Origin of the sequence: Bosea sp. BIWAKO-01, assembly GCF_001748145.1 — a bacterium.
GTDB lineage: Bacteria > Pseudomonadota > Alphaproteobacteria > Rhizobiales > Beijerinckiaceae > Allobosea.
This window is the reverse complement of the sequence record NZ_BCQA01000001.1, coordinates 233,233-254,623: the sequence shown is the minus strand read 5'-3', so window position 1 is coordinate 254,623 and position 21,391 is coordinate 233,233. Positions and strand designations below refer to the sequence as shown.

At 66.8% G+C, this 21,391-nt stretch carries 25 protein-coding genes; 18 read left to right on the top strand and 7 right to left on the bottom strand.

From position 1 onward, the window contains the following. The first annotated feature begins 12 nt into the window (after positions 1 to 12). The 7 genes from ribH to BIWAKO_RS01180 all read left to right on the top strand — a co-directional run bounded on the left by ribH (position 13) and on the right by BIWAKO_RS01180 (position 7,694). Positions 13 to 522, top strand: a complete 510-nt coding sequence (gene ribH / locus BIWAKO_RS01210; protein ID WP_069876986.1) for a 6,7-dimethyl-8-ribityllumazine synthase — start codon at positions 13 to 15, stop codon at positions 520 to 522. After that, complete coding sequence (gene nusB, locus BIWAKO_RS01205; RefSeq protein ID WP_069876985.1) at positions 519 to 986, top strand: transcription antitermination factor NusB; 468 nt, start codon at positions 519 to 521, stop codon at positions 984 to 986. Before ribH ends, nusB begins: the two co-directional genes overlap by 4 nt. Before the next feature lie 7 nt (positions 987 to 993). Next, complete coding sequence (gene thiL, locus BIWAKO_RS01200; RefSeq protein WP_069876984.1) at positions 994 to 1,992, top strand: thiamine-phosphate kinase; 999 nt, start codon at positions 994 to 996, stop codon at positions 1,990 to 1,992. Between the two features lie 46 nt (positions 1,993 to 2,038). Then, a complete protein-coding gene (locus BIWAKO_RS01195; protein WP_176733241.1) occupies positions 2,039 to 3,244 on the top strand; it encodes an MFS transporter in 1,206 nt (401 codons plus the stop codon). 75 nt (positions 3,245 to 3,319) lie between these two features. Continuing rightward, positions 3,320 to 4,117, top strand: coding sequence for a (S)-ureidoglycine aminohydrolase (gene allE / locus BIWAKO_RS01190; RefSeq protein ID WP_069876983.1), 798 nt, complete (start codon positions 3,320 to 3,322; stop codon positions 4,115 to 4,117). 251 nt (positions 4,118 to 4,368) lie between these two features. Next, positions 4,369 to 6,525 carry a sodium-translocating pyrophosphatase gene (locus BIWAKO_RS01185; RefSeq protein WP_069876982.1) on the top strand — a complete coding sequence of 719 codons (2,157 nt, stop codon included), beginning with the start codon at positions 4,369 to 4,371 and terminating at the stop codon, positions 6,523 to 6,525. A gap of 224 nt (positions 6,526 to 6,749) precedes the next feature. Beyond that, a complete protein-coding gene (locus tag BIWAKO_RS01180; protein ID WP_069876981.1) occupies positions 6,750 to 7,694 on the top strand; it encodes a DMT family transporter in 945 nt (314 codons plus the stop codon). An 82-nt stretch (positions 7,695 to 7,776) separates the two neighbouring features. Here BIWAKO_RS01180 and BIWAKO_RS01175 read toward each other — a convergent pair whose 3' ends face one another. Beyond that, a complete protein-coding gene (locus BIWAKO_RS01175) occupies positions 7,777 to 8,289 on the bottom strand; it encodes an outer membrane protein assembly factor BamE (protein WP_141739930.1) in 513 nt (170 codons plus the stop codon). A gap of 124 nt (positions 8,290 to 8,413) precedes the next feature. Between BIWAKO_RS01175 and BIWAKO_RS01170 the strand changes: the two genes are divergently transcribed. From BIWAKO_RS01170 to BIWAKO_RS01145, 6 genes are all read left to right on the top strand, one after another. Next, positions 8,414 to 8,959, top strand: a complete 546-nt coding sequence (locus tag BIWAKO_RS01170; protein WP_069882060.1) for a ubiquinol-cytochrome C chaperone family protein — start codon at positions 8,414 to 8,416, stop codon at positions 8,957 to 8,959. Then, positions 8,952 to 9,512 (top strand): YceD family protein, encoded by a 561-nt coding sequence (locus BIWAKO_RS01165; RefSeq protein WP_069876980.1) that lies wholly within the window; start codon positions 8,952 to 8,954, stop codon positions 9,510 to 9,512. Before BIWAKO_RS01170 ends, BIWAKO_RS01165 begins: the two co-directional genes overlap by 8 nt. 112 nt (positions 9,513 to 9,624) lie before the next feature. After that, a complete protein-coding gene (plsX, locus tag BIWAKO_RS01160; protein ID WP_069876979.1) occupies positions 9,625 to 10,680 on the top strand; it encodes a phosphate acyltransferase PlsX in 1,056 nt (351 codons plus the stop codon). Positions 10,681 to 10,691: 11 nt separating this feature from the next. Further along, complete coding sequence (locus BIWAKO_RS01155) at positions 10,692 to 11,669, top strand: beta-ketoacyl-ACP synthase III (RefSeq protein WP_069876978.1); 978 nt, start codon at positions 10,692 to 10,694, stop codon at positions 11,667 to 11,669. A 188-nt stretch (positions 11,670 to 11,857) separates the two neighbouring features. Then, positions 11,858 to 12,172 (top strand): integration host factor subunit alpha, encoded by a 315-nt coding sequence (locus BIWAKO_RS01150; protein ID WP_069876977.1) that lies wholly within the window; start codon positions 11,858 to 11,860, stop codon positions 12,170 to 12,172. After that, entirely contained in the window at positions 12,169 to 12,747 is a 579-nt protein-coding gene (locus BIWAKO_RS01145) for a MerR family transcriptional regulator (RefSeq protein ID WP_371331715.1), read from the top strand. The genes BIWAKO_RS01150 and BIWAKO_RS01145 overlap by 4 nt, the downstream gene beginning before the upstream one ends. Positions 12,748 to 12,781: 34 nt before the next feature. Here BIWAKO_RS01145 and BIWAKO_RS01140 read toward each other — a convergent pair whose 3' ends face one another. Then, positions 12,782 to 13,240: a translation initiation factor 2 gene (locus BIWAKO_RS01140; protein ID WP_069876976.1), complete on the bottom strand. Its 459-nt coding sequence runs from the start codon at positions 13,238 to 13,240 to the stop codon at positions 12,782 to 12,784. A gap of 366 nt (positions 13,241 to 13,606) precedes the next feature. Between BIWAKO_RS01140 and sugE the strand changes: the two genes are divergently transcribed. After that, positions 13,607 to 13,921, top strand: a complete 315-nt coding sequence (sugE, locus tag BIWAKO_RS01135) for a quaternary ammonium compound efflux SMR transporter SugE (RefSeq protein WP_069876975.1) — start codon at positions 13,607 to 13,609, stop codon at positions 13,919 to 13,921. Positions 13,922 to 13,961: 40 nt separating this feature from the next. Here sugE and BIWAKO_RS35845 read toward each other — a convergent pair whose 3' ends face one another. The 3 genes from BIWAKO_RS35845 to BIWAKO_RS01125 form a co-directional block, all read right to left on the bottom strand. After that, on the bottom strand, positions 13,962 to 14,129 hold the full coding sequence (locus tag BIWAKO_RS35845) for a hypothetical protein (protein ID WP_176733240.1): 168 nt from the start codon (positions 14,127 to 14,129) through the stop codon (positions 13,962 to 13,964). Positions 14,130 to 14,184: 55 nt separating this feature from the next. Next, positions 14,185 to 15,117, bottom strand: coding sequence for a LysR family transcriptional regulator (locus BIWAKO_RS01130; protein ID WP_069876974.1), 933 nt, complete (start codon positions 15,115 to 15,117; stop codon positions 14,185 to 14,187). Between the two features lie 235 nt (positions 15,118 to 15,352). Next, positions 15,353 to 15,778, bottom strand: coding sequence for a DoxX family protein (locus BIWAKO_RS01125; RefSeq protein WP_069876973.1), 426 nt, complete (start codon positions 15,776 to 15,778; stop codon positions 15,353 to 15,355). Positions 15,779 to 15,973: 195 nt separating this feature from the next. Between BIWAKO_RS01125 and BIWAKO_RS01120 the strand changes: the two genes are divergently transcribed. Together BIWAKO_RS01120 and BIWAKO_RS01115 are read left to right on the top strand one after the other, a co-directional pair. After that, the gene (locus BIWAKO_RS01120; RefSeq protein WP_069882058.1) at positions 15,974 to 16,906 is read left to right on the top strand and encodes a ring-cleaving dioxygenase; all 933 of its coding nucleotides are present in this window, start codon (positions 15,974 to 15,976) and stop codon (positions 16,904 to 16,906) included. Between the two features lie 81 nt (positions 16,907 to 16,987). Beyond that, on the top strand, positions 16,988 to 17,611 hold the full coding sequence (locus tag BIWAKO_RS01115; RefSeq protein WP_069876972.1) for an alpha/beta hydrolase: 624 nt from the start codon (positions 16,988 to 16,990) through the stop codon (positions 17,609 to 17,611). A gap of 153 nt (positions 17,612 to 17,764) precedes the next feature. Here the strand turns inward: BIWAKO_RS01115 and BIWAKO_RS35160 are convergent, their stop codons facing one another. Next, positions 17,765 to 17,989 carry a hypothetical protein gene (locus BIWAKO_RS35160; protein WP_141739929.1) on the bottom strand — a complete coding sequence of 75 codons (225 nt, stop codon included), beginning with the start codon at positions 17,987 to 17,989 and terminating at the stop codon, positions 17,765 to 17,767. 92 nt (positions 17,990 to 18,081) lie between these two features. After that, positions 18,082 to 18,513, bottom strand: a complete 432-nt coding sequence (locus tag BIWAKO_RS01110) for an Lrp/AsnC family transcriptional regulator (protein WP_043239300.1) — start codon at positions 18,511 to 18,513, stop codon at positions 18,082 to 18,084. Between the two features lie 74 nt (positions 18,514 to 18,587). Here BIWAKO_RS01110 and BIWAKO_RS01105 point away from each other — a divergent pair, with 74 nt between their 5' ends. Both BIWAKO_RS01105 and BIWAKO_RS01100 read left to right on the top strand, forming a co-directional pair. Beyond that, positions 18,588 to 19,760 carry a saccharopine dehydrogenase family protein gene (locus tag BIWAKO_RS01105; RefSeq protein WP_274533608.1) on the top strand — a complete coding sequence of 391 codons (1,173 nt, stop codon included), beginning with the start codon at positions 18,588 to 18,590 and terminating at the stop codon, positions 19,758 to 19,760. A 120-nt stretch (positions 19,761 to 19,880) separates the two neighbouring features. Next, positions 19,881 to 21,353, top strand: a complete 1,473-nt coding sequence (locus BIWAKO_RS01100; protein ID WP_069876970.1) for a M81 family metallopeptidase — start codon at positions 19,881 to 19,883, stop codon at positions 21,351 to 21,353. Positions 21,354 to 21,391 lie beyond the last annotated feature (38 nt).

Here is a 21,391-nt window from a genome sequence, read left to right as displayed (position 1 = left end):
AGGATAAGAACGATGGCCGGACCCCGGCAGATCTCGGCCGATAAGGCCGCAACTCCCGCCGCTCCCCTGGACGGCGCACGCGTGCTCGTCGTCGAGGCGCGCTTCTATGACAAGCTGGCCGACGAGCTGCTCGAAGGCGCGCTCGCGGTGCTCGACAAGGCCGAGTGCCGCGTCGACGTCGTGACCGTGCCCGGCGCGCTCGAAATCCCGACAGCGATCGTCATCGGCCTGCGGGCCGCCGACGAGGCGGTCGACCCCTATGAGGCGGTTGTCGCGCTCGGCACCGTCATTCGGGGCGAGACCGGCCACTACGACATCGTCGCCGGCGAAAGCTCGCGCGCGCTGATGGATGTCTCGGTTGCCTATGCCATGCCGCTCGGCAACGGCATCCTGACCGTCGAGAACGATGCCCAGGCCTGGGCCCGCGCCAATCGCGCCGACATGGACAAGGGCGGCGGCGCGGCGGAAGCGGCGCTCGCCGTGCTGCGTTACAAGCGCTCGCTTGCGGACAAATCCTCATGAGCCGCGCGGAACTGCGTCGCGGTGCACGGCTCTCCGTCGTGCAGGCGCTCTATGAGATGGAGATCGGCGGGCGCGGCGTCATCGAGGCGATGGCCGAGTTCGAGGCGTTCTGGATCGGCAAGGAGGTCGAGGATATCGAGCTTCCCAAGGCCGAGATCGCCTTCTTCCGGGATCTGCTCGGCGGCGTCGTCCGCGAACAGCGCCTGATCGACCGCTCGGTCGACGATGTTCTCGCCGCGGGCTGGCCGCTCAAGCGCGTCGAGGCCGTGGTGCGCGCCATCCTGCGCGGCGGCGCCTATGAACTGGCCTTCCGCAAGGATGTGCCGGCGCGCGCCGTGATCTCGGAATATGTCGCGGTCGCCCGTGCCTTCTACGAAGGCGAAGAGATCGGCATGATCAACGCCGTGCTCGACAAGCTGGCCCGCGACTTCCGCGCCGACGAATTCGACACGCCGGCCGCCTGACGCGCTGATGGCCGGCGCTCCCCAACGACCCGGCGAGTTCGAGCTGATCGCGCGCTATTTCGCGCCGATCGCCGGTGCGGGCGGCCTTGGCCTGCGCGACGATGCCGGGCTGCTGCGCCCGGCGCGTGGCTTCGAGCTTGTGGTCACGACGGACGCGCTGGTCGCAGGCGTGCATTTCCTGCCCGACGATCCACCGGCCTCGATCGCCCGCAAGGCGCTCGCGGTCAACCTGTCGGACCTGGCGGCCAAGGGGGCGTCTCCCTCCGGTTTCGTGCTCTCGCTGGCCCTGCCCAAGGGCTGGACCGAGCCCTGGCTCGCGGGCTTTGCCCAGGGGCTGGGGGAGATCGCCGGCGAGAGCGCCTGTCCGCTCGTCGGCGGCGATACCGTCTCGACGCCAGGGCCTCTCACACTCTCGATCACCGCCTTCGGCAGCGTTCCGGCCGGGCGCATGGTGCTGCGCTCGGGCGCCAGGCCAGGCGATCTCGTCCTCGTCTCCGGCACGATCGGCGACGGTGCCCTCGGCCTCAAGGTCCATGCGCCCGGCAAGCCGGACTGGGTCGCCGGCCTCTCGGAAGCCGATCGCGCCTGGCTCGCCGACCGCTACCTGCATCCGCGTCCGCGCCTCGCGCTGGCAGAGGCCCTGCAAGCCCATGCCTCGGCCGCCATGGATGTCTCGGACGGGCTCGTCGGCGATCTCGCCAAGCTGGTCGCGGCGTCGGGAATCGGTGCCGAGATCGACCTCGATGCCGTTCCGCTCTCAGTCGCGGCCCGCGCCGCGATCATGGCTGACCCCGCTCTGACGGAACTGGCCTGGACCGGCGGAGACGACTACGAAATTCTCTGCACGGCCTCAGAAAGGGAATTTCCTGCTATGGCTGCTGCGGCCGAGGCGGCGGGTGTTGGACTCGCCTGCATCGGCCGGGTCACGTCCGAGTTGGGTGTGATGCGTTTTCTTGAACGGGGCAGGGCGCGCAGCTTCGCGCAAGGCTCCTTCGCCCATTTCTGAGGGCCGCCCGCTCAGGCCGCCCGGTGTGTGAACGACGGCCCCAGCGATGAACCAGCATGTTTCCGTGGCCGAGGGCGATGCCCTGGCGAAACGCAATGCCCTCGTCCTCGCCTGCGCCCAGGCGTTTGGCGGCGCAAACCCGGCGATCGTGGTCTCGCTCGGCGGCATCGTCGGCTCGCAGCTCGTCACCGACAAGACCTTCGCCACCGTGCCGGTCAGCCTGATGCAGCTCGGCATCGCCTGCGGCGTCATCCCCGCCGCGATGCTGATGCGCCGGCTCGGCCGCCGCAACGGCTATCTCATCGGGGCCCTGATCGGCGTCATCGCCTCCAGCATCGCGGCTGCCGGTACGGGGAGCCGGATCTTCTGGCTGTTCTGCCTTGGCACCTTCATGTGCGGCCTCTACGGCGCCTTCGTGCAGAGCTATCGCTTTGCGGCGGCCGACACCGCGAGCGAGAGCTTCAAGCCGCGCGCCATCTCCTGGGTCATGATCGGCGGGCTCGCGGCGGGCGTCATCGGCCCGCAATCGGTCTACTGGACCCGCGATCTGACGCCAGCCGCGCCCTTCGCCGCCAGCTTCATGGCACAGGGGCTGCTGGCGCTGCTGGCCATCGGCGTCGTCATGATGCTGCGCGCCCCGCCGGTCGCGGCCGTGCGTTCGAGCGGCGGCCGGCCGCTTTCGCAGATCATGCGCCAGCCCAAATTCATCGCCTCGGTCACGGCTGCGCTCGTCTCCTATGGCCTGATGAGCTTCGTGATGACGGCTGCGCCGCTGGCCATGGTCGGCTGCGGTCACAGCATCGGCGACGCCGCGCTCGGCATTCAGTGGCACGTGCTCGCGATGTTCGGGCCGAGTTTCTTCACCGGCCGGTTGATCGCCCGCTTCGGCAAGGAGAAGGTCACGGCGGCCGGCCTGTTGCTGCTGGCCTGCGCCGCCGTCGTCGGCTTGAACGGGCTCAGCGTCGCGCATTTCTGGATCGCGCTCGTCCTGCTCGGCATCGGCTGGAATTTCGGCTTCATCGGCGCGACCGCGCTGGTCACCGACTGCTATCGCCCGGAAGAGCGCGTCAAGGTCCAGGCCGCCAACGACTTCCTCGTCTTCGGCTCGGTCGCCATTGCCTCCTTCTCGGCTGGCGGGCTGCTGAACACCGGCGGCTGGGAGAGCGTCAACTGGCTGGTCTTCCCGCCGGTGGCGGTTGCGCTGGTGCTGGTCGCCTGGCAGGCCACGCAGAAGCGCGCCCAGCTGGCCTGAGGGGCGGCCCCGCAGGTGGCCGACCCATAGGCTCCCAGAACAAGCTTCATCCCTCAGGACCCGGCAGGAGATCCGATGCGCCCGCACCAGTTGCCCGTCACGACAGGCCGGTTTCCGCCCGGCGCCATCGGCCATAACCGCGGTGTGGTGCGGCCCAACTATGCGTTCATGCCGCCGGAAGGCGTGCTAATCAGCCGGCTGCCGCATTTCAGCGGGACGATCGTGCGGATTCTGGCAGCGCCCGTCCTGGGTGCACAATTCGCGCAGTACCTGCTCGAGATCGCGCCCGGCGGCGGCACGCCCGAGGCCTTCCGGGAAGAAGGCATCCAGCATTTCTACTATGTGCTCTCGGGGCAGGGTCAGTTCGCCATGGCGGATGCGCCAGTTCGCGCCCTGCGTCCGGGCAGCTTCGCCTATGTGCCGCCCGGAACCGCCTTCACGCTGAGCAATACCGGTTCGGAGCCCTTGCGCGTGCTCGGGCTGCGCAAGCGCTTCGAGGCGATCGGCCTGCCGGCGCCCGAGCCGATCCTGTCGCATCGCGACGAGATCCCGGTCACCAACCATACCGGGGCGGAAGGGCGCGGCTTCCAGTTCCTGCTGCCCTGGGGCGATATGCGCTTCGATTTCGAGATGAACCTGATGTGGTTCAAGCCCGGCGCGCATTTTCCCGATGTCGAGACCCATGTCATGGAGCATGGTCTCTACATGCTGGAAGGGCAGGGGCTCTATTTCCTCGGCACCGAATGGCACGAGATCTGGGCCGGCGATTTCATCTGGATGGGCGGTTACTGCCCGCAGCAATTCTACCCCACCGGCTTTGCCGACGCTGCTTATCTGCTCTACAAGAACGTCAACCGGGACGTGGCGCTCTGACGCCCGAAAACTGCTCCCGACCGGCCGGCTGCGCAGCAAAGCGCGCCGGCCCTGCCTGACATCTGCGCAAAATTGTCAGCTTCCGCGTTTGCGATTCTGTCGAAAGCTTGGCAGAAAGTTGACCGGTACTGGCGATGCGCGACGCGGGCGCGATTCCCTCGACCCGTATTTTTCGTCTCCGGACCCAAGAAACCGAATGAATTCGGGGTCTGAAGCCCCGTTGGACGGAAGCTCGAGGTCAGGAATCCCGAATGTCAGCCTTGCTCATCATCATAGTATTGAGTGCGCTATCGATAGCCTACGGCATCTGGGCCTATGGCGATGTCATGAAACGCGACGCCGGCAACCAGCGCATGCAGGAAATCTCCGGCGCGGTTGCCGAGGGCGCGCAGGCCTATCTGAAGCGTCAATACGCGACGATTTCCGTGGTCGGCGCGGCGCTCTTCGTGGTCCTCACCTACCTGCTCGGCCAATGGGTCGGCATCGGCTTCCTGATTGGCGCCATCCTCTCCGGCGCGGCCGGCTTCATCGGCATGAACGTCTCGGTTCGTGCGAATGTCCGCACTGCGCAGGCGGCTATGAAGTCGCTTGGTGACGGGCTCGATGTCGCCTTCAAGGCGGGCGCGGTCACCGGCATGCTGGTCGCCGGCCTCGCGCTGCTCGGCGTCGCCGTCTATTACGGCGTCCTGACCTCGTTCCTCGGCTTCTCCCCGTCAAGCCGCACCGTCATCGACTCGCTCGTGGCGCTGGGCTTCGGCGCCTCGCTGATCTCGATCTTTGCCCGTCTCGGCGGCGGCATCTTCACCAAGGGCGCCGATGTCGGCGCCGATCTCGTCGGCAAGGTCGAAGCCGGCATTCCCGAGGATGATCCGCGCAACCCCGCGACCATCGCCGACAATGTCGGTGACAATGTCGGCGACTGCGCCGGCATGGCCGCCGACCTGTTCGAGACCTATGCCGTGACGCTGGTCGCCACCATGGTGCTCTCGGCGATCTTCTTCGCCGGCCAGCCGGTGCTCGGCACGATGATGCTCTACCCGATGGCGATCGGTGCGGCCTGCATCGTGACGTCGATCCTCGGCACCTTCTTCGTCAAGCTCGGCGCCAACCAGTCGATCATGGGCGCGCTCTACAAGGGCTTCATTGCCGCCGGCGTGCTGTCGGTCGGTGCTATCGCAGCGGTCAACTGGCTGATGTTCGGCGGTTTCTCCGCCTCGTTCACGACGGGGCAGGGCGTCAGCTTCACCTCCGCCAACCTGTTCGGCTGCGCGCTGGTCGGCCTCGCCGTGACGCTCTTCATCGTCGTCATCACCGAATACTACACCGGCACCGGCAAGCGCCCGGTGGTCTCGATCGCCCAGGCTTCGGTCACCGGCCACGGCACCAACGTCATCCAGGGCCTCGCGGTCTCGCTGGAATCGACGGCGATGCCGACCATCGTGATCATCGCCGGCATCATCGTCTCCTACACGCTGGCCGGCCTGTTCGGCATCGCCATCGCCACCACCGCCATGCTGGCGCTGGCCGGCGTCGTCGTCGCGCTCGATGCCTTCGGCCCGGTCACCGACAATGCCGGCGGCATCGCCGAGATGGCGGGCCTGCCCAAGGAGGTGCGCCACTCCACCGATGCGCTCGATGCGGTCGGCAACACCACCAAGGCCGTCACCAAGGGCTATGCGATCGGCTCCGCCGGCCTCGGTGCCCTGGTGCTCTTCGCGGCCTATACCTCGGACCTGAACTTCTTCATTGCCGAGGCCAACAAGGCAGGCTCGACCAGCTTCCAGTACTTCAAGGGCGTCACGGTCGACTTCACCCTGTCCAACCCCTTCGTCGTCGTCGGCCTGCTGCTCGGCGGTCTCATCCCGTTCCTCTTCGGCGGCATGGGCATGACCGCGGTCGGCCGCGCCGCCGGCTCGGTCGTCGAGGAGGTGCGTCGCCAGTTCAAGGAAAAGCCCGGCATCATGCTGGGTACGGATCGGCCTGATTACGGCCGCGCCGTCGACATGCTGACCAAGGCCGCGATCAAGGAGATGATCGTGCCCTCGCTGCTGCCGGTCCTGGCGCCGATCGTGACCTTCTTCGCCATCAACGCCATTGCCGGCCGCAACCAGGCTTTCGCCGCGGTCGGTGCCATGCTGATGGGCGTCATCGTCACCGGCATCTTCGTCGCCATCTCGATGACCTCGGGCGGCGGTGCCTGGGACAACGCCAAGAAGAGCTTCGAGGACGGCTTCGTCGACAAGGACGGCGTGCGCCACATGAAGGGCTCCGAGGCGCACAAGGCCTCGGTAACCGGCGACACCGTCGGCGACCCCTACAAGGACACCGCCGGCCCGGCGGTGAACCCCGCGATCAAGATCACCAACATCATCGCGCTGCTGCTGCTGGCGATCCTGGCCCATTCCTGAGCCGGACCGCACGGTACGGAGACACAGCCCCGCGGAGCGATCCGCGGGGTTCCTCTTTGATGGGCACTGCTTTTCCTTGATGACGCAAGGGCTTGGCGCGCCAACTTGAATCAAGGTCTCGACCACTTGAATCAGGATGTGAAGCTACGGCCGGGACCGTAGCGTTCCTGCAAGCTCCGGGCGGTCCGCGATGGCATGGTCTCTCCAACAGAAGGAGAGCCACCATGACGACCCAAGCCGCTGCTGCACCCGCCGAGGTCAGGTCCGGGGAGGTCAAGTCCGGGCACGCCGTCGAGCTTGCCCTGCTGCTCCTGCTCGCCACCCTCTGGGGCGGCTCCTACACCTTCATCAAGATCGGCGTGGAGACGATTCCGCCGCTGACCCTGATTGCCGGGCGCACCCTGATCGCGGGCATGATCCTGGTGGCCGTCATCGCCTGGCGCGGTCTGAGGCTGCCGCGCGACCTCGACAGCTGGCGGAAGTTCCTGTTCCAGGCCTGCCTGAACAGCGCCGTTCCCTTCACCCTGATCGCCTGGGCCGAGCGCAGCGTCGATGCCGGCCTTGCCGCGATCCTGAATGCGACGACCCCGGTCTTCGTCTTCCTGATCACGCTGGCGCTGACGCGGAGCCGCGAGGTCGACCTGCGCAAGGCCTTCGGCGTCGCGGCCGGGCTCGCCGGCATCACCCTGGTGGTCGGCATGCAGGCTCTCGGTGGGTTCGGCAGCGAGCTCACCGCGCAGCTCGCCATCGTGCTTGCCACGGTCTGCTATGCCTGCGCCGCCCTGTTCGGCCGCAACTTCACCGGCTTCGATCCGCTCATCCCCGCGGCCGGTTCGCTGATCTGCGGTGCTGCGCTGCTCACGCCGGTCGCGTTGGTCGTCGACCGGCCCTGGACGCTGAGCCCCTCGCAGGATTCGCTCTTCGCGCTGCTGGCGCTGGCGGCGGTCTCGACCGCGCTCGCCTTCGCCATCTATTTCCGGTTGATCCGCACGCTTGGTCCCGTCGGCACAACGGCGGTGTCCTATCTGCGCGTGCCGGTCGGCGTCGCCATCGGCATCGTCTTCCTCGGCGAACGCCTGAGCCCGACGGCTTGGGCGGGGCTCACCCTGGTCATCGCTGGCGTGATCGCGATGACGCTGCCTGAGCGCAAGCAAGCCCGGCCCGCCTAGACAAATCCTGACCCCAAGGAAAAACCCCTGCGGCATGGGCCGCAGGGGTTTTTCGTGTTCGGTCAGTCCGGTCGGGTGCGGCTCAGTTGCTGGCGCCGCCCAGGCCGCCGAGCGGCGAGAACTTGGTGACGCCGCGGAAGAGGTTGCGCAGGAAGCTCTGCTCCTCGCCGCCGGTGACGGTGGTGCGGCTGATGAAGTCGAAGATCACGCCGTCCTGGAGGCCGTACTGGGCGATGCGCTCGACCTTGAAGGACTTGTTGAAATAGATCACCAGCACCTTCTGGTCGATGACGCTGGGCTCCTGGAACTGGAAGCGGCGGCGCACCGTCTGGCTGATATAGTAGAAGGTCCGGTTCCCGACGGTCGAGGTCGTCGAGGGCGTGCCCAATATGGTCAGCACCTGCTGCACGTCCATGCCGGTCTTCACCTGCGAGACCAGGCGCTCGTCCATGACGAAGCCGCGGGTGTATTGTTCGTTCAGCCCCGCCGATGTCGGCAGGACGAAGCCGCCCCGATCGGCTCCGCATCCGGCTAGAGCGAGTGACGAGGTCGCGAGAAGGCCGAAGAGGGCCGCGCGGCGGGTCATGTCGATCATGCGGGAGAATCCAGGAGCAGAGTGGGCAAGGAGGTATCCGAAGCCGCTTGTCAAACGGGTAGAGGTTGGCGTAACGCCCGAGAATGGCTTTGGCAAGGCAGTGGCGGCGAGCGGAGATGCGCTGGTGATCTTCGGCTTGTTCGGAAAACGCGCAAAAAGGCTTGCGCCGGTCGAGGCGTTGCTGGCCCGCGTGGCTGACGCGTCGCGCCAGCCCGGCCTCTATATCGGCGGCGGCATCCCCGACACATTCGAAGGGCGCTTCGAATCGCTGACGCTGCATGCCTTCCTGATTCTGCGGCGCCTGCGCGAACTTCCGGCGCCGGCCAGCGATCTGGCGCAGGATTTTGTCGATGCCTGCTTCGCCTATCTCGAGCTCGGCTTCCGCCAGGGTGGGATCAGCGATATCGCCGTGCCCAAGCGCATGAAGAAGATCGGGCAGAGCTTCTACGGCCGCATCAAGGCCTATGAGAGCGCGCTTGGCGCGCCTGAGCCGGGCGCGCTGGCCGAGGCCCTGCGCCGCAATGTCAGCCCGGGCGAAGGGGCGTCAGCCCTCGCCGACTATGTCGGCCAGGCGCAGAAGCGTCTGGCGCAGCTCGATCTTGACGCAATTTTGGGGCAGGAGACTCTCTTTCCTGCGTTCCCGGTTCACGAAAGTACCCCCAGTGTCTGATTCCGCTCGTGCCTTGCCGCTGAGCCAGCCCGTCCGCGTCGAGACGATCAAGCCGCGTGGCACCCATATCGTGGTCAGGCCCGAGGGCTCTGCGCTCGCCGGGCTCGCCCGTGCGCTCGACCTGCCTTCGATCGAAGCGCTCGAGGCGCGCTATGAACTCGCCCGCAATGGCGAGCGCGTGAAGCTGGAGGGCGAGATCGCGGCGCAGCTGCATCAGACCTGCATCATCACGCTCGAGGCCTTCCCGGTCAGCCTCAAGCTGCCCGTGAAACTCGATTTCGCGCCGGAGGCCGAGGTGCTCGCCGCCGCCCGCCGCGAGGAGGAGGACGAGAAGAAGGGCGAGATCGACATCGAGGTCATGCTCAACGAGGAGGACCCGCCGGAGCCGATTATCGACGGCATGATCGACCTTGGCGCGATCACCCTCGAGTTCCTGGCGCTCGGGCTCGATCCCTATCCGCGCAAGCCCGGGGTGAGTTTCGAAGCGCAGGTCGACGACCCGGCGCTTGCATCGCCATTCGCGGCCCTGGCCAAACTGAAGCGCGGCGAATGACGGCTTTGCCGGCACGCGCAGTGGCTTGCGGCGGCTCGCCAAGTCGCTATTGTCCGCCGCCGCCCCATTTTGCGCCACAGCGGCCGAGCCCCTCGGGAACAATCAGCACCCCATGAAACGACCAGTTACAATCGCGCTCGATGCGATGGGCGGGGACCATGGCCCTGCCGTCGTCGTGCCCGGCGCGGCGCTGACCCTCGAGCGGCGGCCCGACGCGCGCTTCGTCATCTTCGGCGATCAGGCCCAGGTCCTGCCGCTTCTGGAGGCCCATCCGAAGCTCAAGGCGGTGACGACCTTCCACCACACGGAAGTGTCGGTGAAGATGGACGACAAGCCGAGCCAGGCCCTGCGCTATGGCCGCTACAAGTCCTCGATGTGGCGGGCCATCGACGCGACCAAGACCGGAGAGGCCGATGTCACGGTCTCGGCCGGCAATACCGGCGCGCTGATGGCGATGTCGAAATTCTGCCTGAAGTCGATGCCGCAGGTCGACCGCCCGGCGATCGCGGCGCTCTGGCCGACGGTGCGCGGCGAGAGCGTGGTGCTCGATGTCGGCGCGACGATCGGCGCCGATGCGCGCCATCTCGTCGACCTCGCGGTCATGGGCGCGGCCATGGCCCGCGTCGTCTTCGATCTCGACCGGCCGACCGTCGGCCTGCTCAATGTCGGCGTCGAGGAGATCAAGGGCGTCGAGGCCGTCAAGGAGGCCGGGCGCATCCTGCGCGAGGGCAACCTGCCGCATCTCGACTATCGCGGCTTCGTCGAGGGCGATGATCTCGGCAAGGGCACGGTCGACGTCGTGGTGACCGAGGGCTTCACCGGCAACATCGCCCTGAAGACGGCCGAGGGCACCGCCCGGCAGATCGGCGAGTATCTGCGCGCCGCGATGAGCCGGTCGCTGATGGCCAAGATCGGCTATCTCTTCGCACGTGGCGCATTTGCCGCGTTGAAGGACAAGATGGATCCGCGCAAGGTCAATGGCGGCGTCTTCCTCGGGCTCGAAGGCATCGTCATCAAGAGCCATGGCGGCACGGACGCGATCGGTTTCGCTAGCGCGACCGAACTGGCTTATGAGATGGCGCGCGATGACCTGATGGCCAAGCTGCGCGAGATGGTGGCTGCCTCGGTGCAGCCGGAGACGGCGCCTCAGGCCGCTGCCGTCGAATAGGGATCCCTGACTTGTCCATTCTGCGATCTGTGGTTTGCGGATGCGGCTCCTATCTGCCGGGGCGCATCGTCACCAATGCCGAGCTTGCCGAGCGCGTCGACACGACCGACGAGTGGATCGTCCAGCGCACCGGTATCCGCCAGCGCCATATTGCGGCCGATGACGAGCCGACCTCGGTCGTCGGCCTCAAGGCAGCGCAGGCGGCCCTGGCCGATGCCGGCATGGATGCCTCCGAGATCGACCTGATCATCGTCGCGACCGCGACGCCGGACCATACCTTTCCGGCGACCGCGACCCAGATCCAGGCCGCGCTGGGCATCACCGAAGGCGCGGCCTTCGACCTGCAGGCGGTCTGCTCCGGCTTCGTCTTCGGCCTCGCGACCGCGGATAATTTCATCAAGGCGGGCAGCGCCCGCGCCGCGCTCGTGATCGGCGCCGAAACCTTCTCCCGGATTCTCGACTGGGAAGACCGCACCACCTGCGTCCTGTTCGGCGATGGCGCCGGGGCCGTCGTGCTCAAGGCGGAGCAGGGGGAGGGCACGCTGGCCGACCGGGGTGTCCTGACAACGCATATCCGCTCCGACGGGCGCTACAAGAACAAGCTCTATGTCGATGGCGGCGCAGGCTCGACCAAGACGGTCGGTTTCCTGCGCATGGAGGGCAAGGAGGTCTTCCGCCATGCGGTGCAGAACCTCGCCGATACCGTCCGCCACACCTTCGCCGCGACCGGGCTCAGCGGCAACGACATCGACTGGTTCGTGCCGCACCAGGCCAACCGGCGCATCATCGATGCCACCGCCGACAAGCTCGGCATCGCCCATGACCGCGTCGTGGTGACCGTCGACAGGCACGGCAACACCTCGGCCGCCTCGATTCCGCTGGCTCTGGCGGAGGCCCATCACGATGGGCGAATCCAGCCCGGCCAGCTCGTCCTGATCGAGGCGATGGGCGGCGGCTTCACCTGGGGGTCGGCCTTGATCCGCTGGTGAGCATTTCAGCTGAGAACGCTGGCACTTAGGACAGTTTCTCTTCCCTTTTTCTGCCATTTCGACCAAGCGCGCCACTAAACGGCGCTCGAGGATTGACCGGACCGTCCGGGACGCATAGCGTCCGGCGTCCGTAATGGCGCAAGGCTGGTGACGAGGTCACCGGCCCATGAACGCCTTGGAGGCTATGAATGGCGGGGCAAACGGTCACTCGCGCCGATTTGTGCGAGGCTGTGTATCAGAAGATCGGTCTGTCGCGGACAGAATCGTCGAAACTTGTCGAAGCGGTGCTCGACGAGATTTGCGATGCCGTCGCGCGCGGCGAGAATGTGAAATTATCGTCCTTTGGCTCGTTCGTCGTGCGAGACAAAGGCGAGCGAATCGGGCGTAATCCGAAAACGGGCGTTGAGGTCCCCATCGAGCCGCGTCGCGTGATGGTGTTCAAGCCTTCGAATGTGATGAAGGCGCGCATCAACGGGCAAGCGGGCGAGGGCGACGAGGAGTGAGTCTGGAGTTCCACACCGGCAACGTAGAGGCCGAATTGGACACCAAGAGCCCAGATGCCTTCCGGACAATCAGCGAGGTCGCAGACGACCTCGACATCCCCCAGCATGTCCTGCGTTTCTGGGAAACCCGCTTTACCCAGATCAAGCCGCTCAAGCGCGGTGGCGGCCGGCGCTATTACCGGCCGGATGATGTCGCCCTCCTGAAGGGCATTCGCCGGCTGCTTTACGGCGAGGGCTATACCATCAAGGGCTTGCAGCGGATCCTGAAGGACCAGGGGCCGCGCCATGTCCAGGCCATTGGCCGGGGCGGCCCGATCGGGGGGCAGGGTCCCACCGCGGTTGCCGCACCCGCGTCGGCGCAGCGTCGGCCCGTGCCAGCGAGCACCGCAGACGGCGCCGATGATGAATTGCCCTGGCAGCTCGACATGGAACCGGCGCAGCCGGAGGAACCCGATAACCGGGCCGAGTTCGGCGAGGATCTCCTGCTGTTGAGAGCTGCGCTCGTCGAAATGACGGAATGCCAGCGCGTCCTGCGCGGCGTGCTGCAGCCGGAACTCGGTGGCGACGCGGGCTGAGGCCCGCATCGCGATTGGCTGTCTTCCCCGGAGATCAGGAAACCGGCGTGGCCCTTGCCGCGCGCAGGCGGCGGCTGAAGCGCGTGCTGTGCGTCCCGGTTTCCACCTTGACCGGCACCAGCGTGGCGATGACGGGATTGGGGTAATGCTCCAGCGTCGAGCCGGTCACGGCGTCGACGCCCATTCCGACGACACCCCCGACGATGACGTTTCCGGCGAAGCCGGCAGCCCCGGCCCCGGCGATCCGGGTCGAGACCGGAATCTGGGCGTCGTGGAAGCCGCGCTTGCTGTAGCTGACCGTGAACTCCGACTTGCGGCTGACCTCGATCGTGCAGGGCGTCGATGGGCAGCTATGCCCGGTCGATGTGCGCGCGTCCGCGCCTGGCGGAACGCTGTCGATCGTAACCTGGCTTGTCGTACCCCGTGTGACAGTGGCGCAGCCGCCCAAAATCCCGGCGACCGCAATCAAGCCCACCCATTTCCCCAGATTCATCTCTGCGTAGCCCCTTGTGCCCCTCCCGGCGCAATGCCGGTGCAATGCCCGTAATCAGCGCCTGCTCACGGCGCCATGCGGCGCGCGGAGCGCCCGGGGCCGGCACGCGCCTTATGCACAAGACTTACGTAGGGGTAGATTGGCTCCGTGCCGCCAAGGGAGCCGGCCATGAAAGCGGGCCATGGAAGCGGGCCAAGCGGGCGGGCCATGAGAGCCGCGCAGGGGCGGCCGCGGCGGCGCGCTCCTTCCCAGCCGGCAGAGGCGCGGCCTAGTTTGGACGAAGGGCGGTGTTTTCTGCCGCGTCCCGGGGCGCGGACGCGTTTGCCCTGTCCCGACTGGCCCCCTTCCCACGCGGAGCGCGCTGCCATGGCTTGGCTCTATCTGTTCGTCGCAGGCCTGTTCGAGGTCGGTTGGGCGATCGGCCTCAAATACACGCAAGGCTTCACGCGGCTCGTGCCGACCCTGCTGACGCTCGCCAGCATGGTCGTCAGCCTCGGCCTGCTCGGGCTGGCGCTGAAGACGCTGCCGGTCGGCACCGCCTATGCGGTCTGGACCGGAATCGGCACGATCGGCACGGCGGCACTGGGGATCGTGCTGCTCGGCGAGCCGGCGGGTGCGCTGCGGCTCGCCTGCATCTCGCTCATCGTGGCGGGGATCGTCGGGTTGAAGCTGGTCTCCTGACCAGCGTCAGGTGCTGGCTGGCGTCACCTGCTGACCGGTGTCATCTGCGGAAGGCGTCAGGCCAGTTGCCGCTTCTTTCGAGCAGCACGATCAGCAAGACCACGGCGAGCGTGATCGCCAATGTGATCAGCTTGGCGTTCCAGGGCGCGCCGCGGCCGATCAGCCAGATCAGGCTGAGCCCGATCGCGAGGGGGATAAGCATCTCCATGACGAGAGCCTAGCGCCAGCCACGTCGTAAGGGAACCCGACTGTCAGTGCCGTGCTCAGCTGCCCCGCGCAGCGACCGCCCGCTCGCCTTCGATCAGCGGCTTCATCCGGCCGATCTCGGCCGCCATGAAATCGAGGAAGAGCCGCACGCGCGGCGAGTGCCTGAGATCGGGATGGGTCAGCAGCCAGAGATCGGCCGCGAATTCGGGATCGGGCGCCGCCAGGCGGACGAGGGCCGGCTTGGTGTCGGCGATGAAGCAGGGCAGGAAGCCGATGCCGATTCCCGCCTCGACGGCCTCGGCCAGGCCGAGCACCGTGTTGACCTTGTAGACGATGCGCTCGGGCGGCACGTAATCCTGAAGGAAGCGGACGGCTTTCAGCCAGGCGAACTGGTCGCCCAGCGAGATCCAGTTCTGGTCCCGGAGCGTCTCCATGCTGGTATCGGCATCGGGCGGGAAGCGGCTCGCCAGCCCGTAGAGCGCCCAGGCGATGCGGGCGCCGCGCCGGCCGACCAGGGTCTCGGGCGGATTGTCGGTCGCCCTGATCGCGACATCGGCGTCGCGCTTGGAAAGGTTCAGCGCCTGGTTGCTGAGCAGGATGTCGAGGCGGATCTCGGGGCATTGCTGCAGGAAGGCCCCAAAAACCGGGGTCAGCAGGTCGACCAGCAGGGTGTCGTTGGTGGTGACGCGCAATTCGCCGGCGGGCTGGATTTCCTGCCCGGCGAGCTTGCGGGTGAAGGCGGTGATGTCCTCGTCCAGCCGCCCGGCGAGCTGCACCATCTCCTCGCCGGCGGGCGTCGGCACATAGCCGCTGCGATGCCGCTCGAACAGTTTCAGGCCAAGCCCGTCCTCGATCTGGCCGAGGCGACGAAATACCGTGGAATGGTTCAGGCCGATCAGGCTGGCGGCGGCCGGAAGGGCGCGGGCTTCGGCGATCGCCTTGATCAGCCGGAAATCGTCCCAGGCGAGGGTCTTGCTCGTGCCGCTCATCCGCTTTTCGTCCTTATCATGCGTCCGCCGCCGTCATGGCGCTAGAGCATGCTGCGAAAAAGTGGCAACGGTTTTTCGCATAAAGCATGCTCCAAACCATGAAAGTCGATCACGTTTTCTGCGTTTGGACGACCTCGTCCAAACGCAGAAAACGTGATCGAGGCCATGCGGTGGTGATCGGGAAGACTTGGCGCGGGCCTTCTGCCCGCGCTCACCGATCGTCTCTCTCCGGCGCTCAGGCCGTGGCGACCACACCGCGGGGGCTGAACCGCACCGGGCGCAGAGCCAGTGCGCCGTCGCCGATCAGGCCGTGAGCCAGCGCCGTCAGCGCCAGGAAGGCAGGATATTCCCAGCCGCCATTGGCCGCGGTGAAGAGCCAGCCATTCGGAGCATGCACCATCAGGGCGCCCAGCAGGACCGGCAGCAGCGCCAGCGAGACGAGGCGACCATAGAAACCGGTCAGGATGGCGATGCCGCCAATGAACTCGGCCAGGATGATCGGCCAGGCGAGGAATCCGGGCAAGCCGACCTGGCCAAGAAAGCCGGCGAAACCTGCGGGGGTGAATACGGCAAGCTTGAGATAGGCGTGGGCGATGAACATCAGGCCGAGCGCGACACGCAGGCCGAGGGCGCCGTAAGGGGCGAGGCGATTGTCGATCATGATTGCATCTCCAGGAGCAGGGGACCGGGTTGGTCTCGGCACTGAAAATGCCCTCTCCCGTCTGCAATGCAAATTGTTAGATGCCAAGATATTCATTGCTTCCATGCAATGTCTTCGGGCTGGCGCTTTGCCTGCCGCACTCCGATCTTTGGCCGGAACGAGGCGCTCGCCTCAAGCCCTTCCGGAGGACAGGCCATGCAGGTCAACGGCATCCACCACGTCACCGCCATTTCCGGCCCCGCGCGCCGCAACCTTGATTTCTACGGACGCGTGCTCGGGCTGCGCCTGGTCAAGAAGACCGTCAATTTCGACGATCCGAGCAGCTATCATCTCTATTATGGCGACGGGGGCGGTTCGCCTGGCACGATCCTGACCTTCTTTCCCTGGGAGCATGCGGCTCCGGGCCGACTCGGCGTCGGCGAGACGCAGGAAACCGCCTTTCGCGTGCCGGAGGGGGCGATCGGCTACTGGACGCATCGCTTCGTCGAGCTTGGCGTCGCCCATGAGGCGCCGCAGAAGCGTTTCGGCGAAACCGTGCTGCCCTTCCGGGATCCGGACGGGATGCGGCTTGCACTGATCGGCCTGCCCGGCATTGCCGCCGAGCCGGCCTGGACGGGCGGCGCGATTCCGGCCGAGCACGCGATCCGCGGCTTCCACTCGGTCAGCCTGCTGCTCGAGGATGCGGCGCCGACCGGCGCGATCCTCAGCGACATCTTCGGCTTTGCCGAGATCGCCAGGGAAGGAAGCGTGACCCGCTTCCGGACTGAGGGAGCTGCGTTTGGTGGGATTGTCGACCTGCGCACCGCCGGCGGCTTCCTGCCGGCGCGCCAGGGCGCAGGCTCGGTGCACCATATCGCCTTCCGGGCGGCGGGGGACGCCGAGCAGGCCGCGATGGTGCTCCGCCTCAAGGAGAACCATGGCATCCGCGCCACGGAGCAGCGGGACCGGAACTATTTCCGCTCCGTCTATTTCCGCGAGCCCGGCCGGGTCCTCTTCGAGATCGCCACCGACGTGCCGGGCTTCGGCATCGACGAGGCGAGCGACAGCCTCGGCCAGGCGCTGAAGCTGCCGCCGCAATACGAGGCGCAGCGCAGCCGTATCGAGGCCGTGCTGCCGGAACTCGCCTGACGACACCTGACCAAGCAACACGCCCTGCCTCGTCGCGCTGACGGGGCAGGGCCGTTCCCTGCCGTTATCGAGGAGTGACCCATGCTGGACGCTGTCGCGACCACACCCTTCATCCATGCCTTCGAGCCGGGCAGCGATGCCGCCCGCAAGCCCTTGCTGCTGCTTCATGGCACCGGCGGCAACGAGCATGACCTGCTGCCGCTCGGCCGCATGGTCGCGCCCGGCGCCGCCCTGCTCTCGCCGCGGGGCCAGGTGCTGGAAGGCACCATGCCGCGCTTCTTCCGCAGGCTCGCCGAAGGCGTCTTCGACGAGGCCGACCTGCGCCGCCGCACCCATGAGCTGGCGGATTTCATCGAGGACGCGCGCCGCCGCTATGGTCTTGCCGCGCCGATTGCCGTCGGCTTCTCGAACGGGGCGAATATCGCGGCGAGCCTGCTGCTGCTGCGCCCCGAGGTGCTGGCCGGGGCGGCGCTGCTGCGGGCGATGTCGCCCTTCAAGGAGCCGCCAGCGGCGGATCTCTCCGGCAAGCGGGTGCTGATGCTGTCGGGAGCGCAGGATCCGATCATTCCGGCATCTGATGCCGGACGGCTTGCTGTGACGCTGTCGGGCAATGGTGCGACGGTCGAGCACCGCATCCTGCCGGCGGGGCATGGCCTGTCGCAGGCCGATATCGGGCTGCTGACGGACTGGCTCGACCAGGCCTGAACGCTTCGGCGAATCGAGGCGAGCGGCACGCGCCTCTCAGCCCCGGCACAACAAAAACCCCGGCTCCATCGCAAGGCCCTGCGGCGTTCGATGGCTCCGGGGTCGAATATCGGCCGAACCTAGGACGCTGTCGGACCTAGGACGCTGTCGGACCTAGGGCACTGTCGCCTTGGGCTTGCTGCGGGCGGCCGGCTTGGGCTCGGGTGGAGCTTCTGCCGCTTCCTTCGCCAGTCTCTGTGCTCGCAAGGCCTCGATCTTCTTGCGTGCCGCAGCTTCTTCCGCTGCGATTCGCCCGCTGGCTTTCTGCCTTTCGCGCGGGGCCTCCTGCACGCTGTGTACGTCATGCCAGACGCGTGGCCGACGGTCGTCACCTGCCATCTTCTTCTCCCACCGCAGTTTTCCCCTGGCCGTGAGTGTACGCCCGATTGTGGCGGGATACGAGCGCGCGATTGCCGCGAGCAGGCGAGGGCTCAGCGCTCGACGCGTGTCGAGAGAATGATCGACGACATCGTCCGCTCGACACCGTCGAGCGCACCGATCCGGTCGATCAGCTCGTCCAGTTCGCCGATCGATGGCGCGATCACGATCGCGATCATGTCGAAATGGCCGCTGACCGAATGCAGGGTCCGGACCTCCGGAATGCGGCGCAGCTCCGCCTCGACCCTGGGAGCGAGCTTGGTCAGTGCGGTGATCAGGACATGGGCCTTGACCTGCCCGCGCTCATGCTCGTCGGAGAGCCGCGCCGTGTAGCCGGTGATGACGCCGCGCCGCTCCAGCCGCTCGATCCGGCTTTGCACCGTGGTGCGCGAGAGGCCGAGCTGGCGGCCGAGCTCGGCCACGGGCGCCCGGGCGTTCTCGGTCAACAGGATGAGGAGCTGTCTGTCTGTGCGGTCGATCGGCATAATGCTGAGTACTTACGGCAGAACGCCGTAAAATCCCATATGAATCGTCGTGATGGCCGCTTCTATTCGACGAAATCGTCAGCCAGCATAGGGCATCAACGAACGCACGGAGCGCCACAATGAAGGAAATCGTCGTTATTGGCGCGGGTAAGATCGGCCAGACCATCGCCGACATGCTCGGCAGCAGCGGGGATTACCGCGTCACGGTCGCCGACCGCTCCGAGACGCAGCTCGCCGGCATCCGCACCAGCGCCACGGTCTCGACCCGCAAGGTCGACATCGCCGACAAGGAAGCGCTGACCGCCCTGCTCGAAGGCCGTTTCGCCGTGCTGAGCGCCGCCCCCTTCGATCTGACGACGCGGATCGCCGAAGTGGCGGCCCCGCTTGGCGTCCATTATCTCGACCTGACCGAGGACGTCGCCAGCACGAGGCGCGTCAAGGAACTCGCCAAGACGGCGAAGGCGGCCCTTATCCCGCAATGCGGCCTGGCGCCGGGCTTCATCTCGATCGTCGCCGCCGATCTGGCGCGTGATTTCGACGCGCTCGACAGCCTCAGGCTGCGCGTCGGCGCCTTGCCGCAATACCCCTCCAACGCGCTCAACTACAACCTGACCTGGAGCACGGACGGGGTCATCAACGAGTATTGCGAACCCTGCGAAGCGGTCGTCAACGGCGAGCTGACCCTCGTCCCGGCGATGGAAGAGCGCGAGGAATTCTCGCTCGACGGCGTCACCTATGAGGCGTTCAACACCTCGGGTGGCCTCGGCACGCTCTGCGAGACGCTGGCCGGCAAGGTCCGGACGCTGAACTACCGCACGATTCGCTATCCCGGCCATTGCGCGATCATGAAGGCGCTGCTCCAGGACCTGCGCCTGGCCGACCGCCGCGACGTGCTGAAGGACATTTTCGAGAACGCCCTGCCGAGCACCTTGCAGGACGTTGTCGTGATCTTCGTCACCGTCAGCGGCATGAAGGATGGCCGCCTGCTGCAGCAGACCTATGCCAACAAGGTCTACAGCGCCACCGTCGGCGGCGTGACGCGCAGCGCCATCCAGATCACCACGGCCTCGGGCATCTGCGCGGTGCTGGACATGCTGGCGCAGGGCGCGCTGCCGCAGCAGGGCTTCGTCCGTCAGGAAGAGATCACGCTTGATTCCTTCCTCGCCAACCGCTTCGGCAAAGCCCATGCGCGGGCCGAAGACGGCGCCCCCGGCAAGGGCGAAATCGAGCGCAGCCGCGCGGCCTAAGGCCGCGCTTGCGACGAACGGCAGGCGCTCCACGCAGGGAGCGCATGCTGTACACAACTGGCATAGACCCGAACGACCGTTAAAAAGAGTCGAAAAGGGTCCGGGAGGGACACGAGGATTATGGCACGACGGGTTCTGGTCGCAGAGTTCATGCATGAGACGAACACATTCAGTGTTCAGCTCACCGGGGAAGAGGTCTTTCGCAACGCCGGCCTCTATCTCGACAACGAGATTCCCCCGGCTTTCAGCGGCACGCGGACTTCGCTCGGCGCAGCCTTCGAGGCGGCCGAGAAGTTCGGCTGGAGCCTCACCCACCCAATCGTCGCCCATGCCAATCCTTCAGGCCGCGTCACCGATGCGGCCTTTGAACTGTGCGCAGGCAAGATCGTCGCGGCCTGTGCCGGCGTCGATGGCGTGCTGCTGCATCTCCATGGCGCCATGGCGACGGAAAGCTCCGATGACGGCGAGGGCGAGCTGCTGTCCCGCATCCGCGCCAAGGTCGGCCCGTCCGTCCCGGTCGTCGCGGTGCTCGATCTGCACGCGACGCTGACAGAGCTGATGGCCGACAGCGCCAACGCGCTGATCTCCTACCGGACCTATCCGCATATCGACCAGTATGAGCGGACCTGGCAGGCGGCCGAGCTGCTGCAGAAGGCGATGGATGGCGAGATCACGCCGACCGCCGCGGTTGCCCGCCGGCCAATCCTCTACGCTCTCGATGGTGGGCGCACGACCTCCCCGCCGTTCAAGGAGCTGCTGCGCCGCGGCGACGAAATCGAGGCCAAGGGCGAGGCGCTGGTCGTCAGCGTCCAGGCCGGGTTCTCCTCGGCCGACGTGCACGATATCGGCCCCTCCGTCGTCGTCACCGCCAATGACCGGAAGCAAGCCCAGGCCATCGCCGAAGAGCTGATGGATTATGCCTGGGAGCAGCGGCATTTCTCCTCGATCCATTTCACGCCGCTGGCCGAGGCCATGGCGAAGGCGAAAGCTGGCGAAGGGAAGCCCGGCAAGCCGCTGGTGATCTCCGACTATTCCGACAACCCCGGTGCGGGCGCCTATGGCGATGCCACGAACCTGCTGCGCGCGGTCCTGGCGTCGGGCCTGGAGAATGTCGCTTTCCACGCGATCTGCGACGGCGAGGCCGCCCTGCAGGCGCAGGCTGCCGGCGTCGGCAACACGGTGACGCTGATGCTCGGCGGCAAGGTCGACCCGAGCATGGGCGGCGGCCCGCTCGAGGTCACCGGCCGCGTCGTCTCGATCACCGACGGCCATTTCATCGCCTATGGCCCGATGGGCGGCGGCGCCTGGCGCAGCTACGGGCTCAGCGCCATGCTGCGCATCGGCGGCGTCGAGCTCATCATCATCACCCATAACGGCCAGGCCACCGACCTCGCGCAGTTCACCTCGCTCGGCGTCGACCCGACGCGGAAATCGACTGTCATCGTCAAGTCGATGCAGCATTTCCGTGCCGCCTTCGAGCCGATCGCCCGCGAGGTGGTCGAGGTCGACACCGGCGCGCTCGCGACGCGCAATTTCAAGGAACGCCCTTACAAGAGCGTCCGCCGGCCGATCTTCCCGCTCGACGACATCTAGCGCCCGGCCGGGGGCTTGGCCTCCGGCGTGACGTTCGG

Excerpts from the sequence above, each read along its gene's own strand:
- BIWAKO_RS01140 (WP_069876976.1), bottom strand. The coding sequence starts at position 13,240 with ATGAATCTGGGGAAATGGGTGGGCTTGATTGCGGTCGCCGGGATTTTG.
- thiL (WP_069876984.1), top strand. The coding sequence starts at position 994 with ATGGCCGGCGCTCCCCAACGACCCGGCGAGTTCGAGCTGATCGCGCGC.
- BIWAKO_RS35845 (WP_176733240.1), bottom strand. The coding sequence starts at position 14,129 with ATGGAGATGCTTATCCCCCTCGCGATCGGGCTCAGCCTGATCTGGCTG.
- BIWAKO_RS01110 (WP_043239300.1), bottom strand. The coding sequence starts at position 18,513 with ATGCCGATCGACCGCACAGACAGACAGCTCCTCATCCTGTTGACCGAG.
- BIWAKO_RS01120 (WP_069882058.1), top strand. The coding sequence starts at position 15,974 with ATGCAGGTCAACGGCATCCACCACGTCACCGCCATTTCCGGCCCCGCG.
- BIWAKO_RS35160 (WP_141739929.1), bottom strand. The coding sequence starts at position 17,989 with ATGGCAGGTGACGACCGTCGGCCACGCGTCTGGCATGACGTACACAGC.
- BIWAKO_RS01175 (WP_141739930.1), bottom strand. The coding sequence starts at position 8,289 with ATGATCGACATGACCCGCCGCGCGGCCCTCTTCGGCCTTCTCGCGACC.
- BIWAKO_RS01130 (WP_069876974.1), bottom strand. The coding sequence starts at position 15,117 with ATGAGCGGCACGAGCAAGACCCTCGCCTGGGACGATTTCCGGCTGATC.
- BIWAKO_RS01185 (WP_069876982.1), top strand. The coding sequence starts at position 4,369 with ATGTCAGCCTTGCTCATCATCATAGTATTGAGTGCGCTATCGATAGCC.
- BIWAKO_RS01195 (WP_176733241.1), top strand. The coding sequence starts at position 2,039 with ATGAACCAGCATGTTTCCGTGGCCGAGGGCGATGCCCTGGCGAAACGC.
- ribH (WP_069876986.1), top strand. The coding sequence starts at position 13 with ATGGCCGGACCCCGGCAGATCTCGGCCGATAAGGCCGCAACTCCCGCC.
- BIWAKO_RS01125 (WP_069876973.1), bottom strand. The coding sequence starts at position 15,778 with ATGATCGACAATCGCCTCGCCCCTTACGGCGCCCTCGGCCTGCGTGTC.
- nusB (WP_069876985.1), top strand. The coding sequence starts at position 519 with ATGAGCCGCGCGGAACTGCGTCGCGGTGCACGGCTCTCCGTCGTGCAG.
- BIWAKO_RS01180 (WP_069876981.1), top strand. The coding sequence starts at position 6,750 with ATGACGACCCAAGCCGCTGCTGCACCCGCCGAGGTCAGGTCCGGGGAG.
- BIWAKO_RS01115 (WP_069876972.1), top strand. The coding sequence starts at position 16,988 with ATGCTGGACGCTGTCGCGACCACACCCTTCATCCATGCCTTCGAGCCG.
- BIWAKO_RS01150 (WP_069876977.1), top strand. The coding sequence starts at position 11,858 with ATGGCGGGGCAAACGGTCACTCGCGCCGATTTGTGCGAGGCTGTGTAT.
- allE (WP_069876983.1), top strand. The coding sequence starts at position 3,320 with ATGCGCCCGCACCAGTTGCCCGTCACGACAGGCCGGTTTCCGCCCGGC.
- plsX (WP_069876979.1), top strand. The coding sequence starts at position 9,625 with ATGAAACGACCAGTTACAATCGCGCTCGATGCGATGGGCGGGGACCAT.
- BIWAKO_RS01100 (WP_069876970.1), top strand. The coding sequence starts at position 19,881 with ATGGCACGACGGGTTCTGGTCGCAGAGTTCATGCATGAGACGAACACA.
- sugE (WP_069876975.1), top strand. The coding sequence starts at position 13,607 with ATGGCTTGGCTCTATCTGTTCGTCGCAGGCCTGTTCGAGGTCGGTTGG.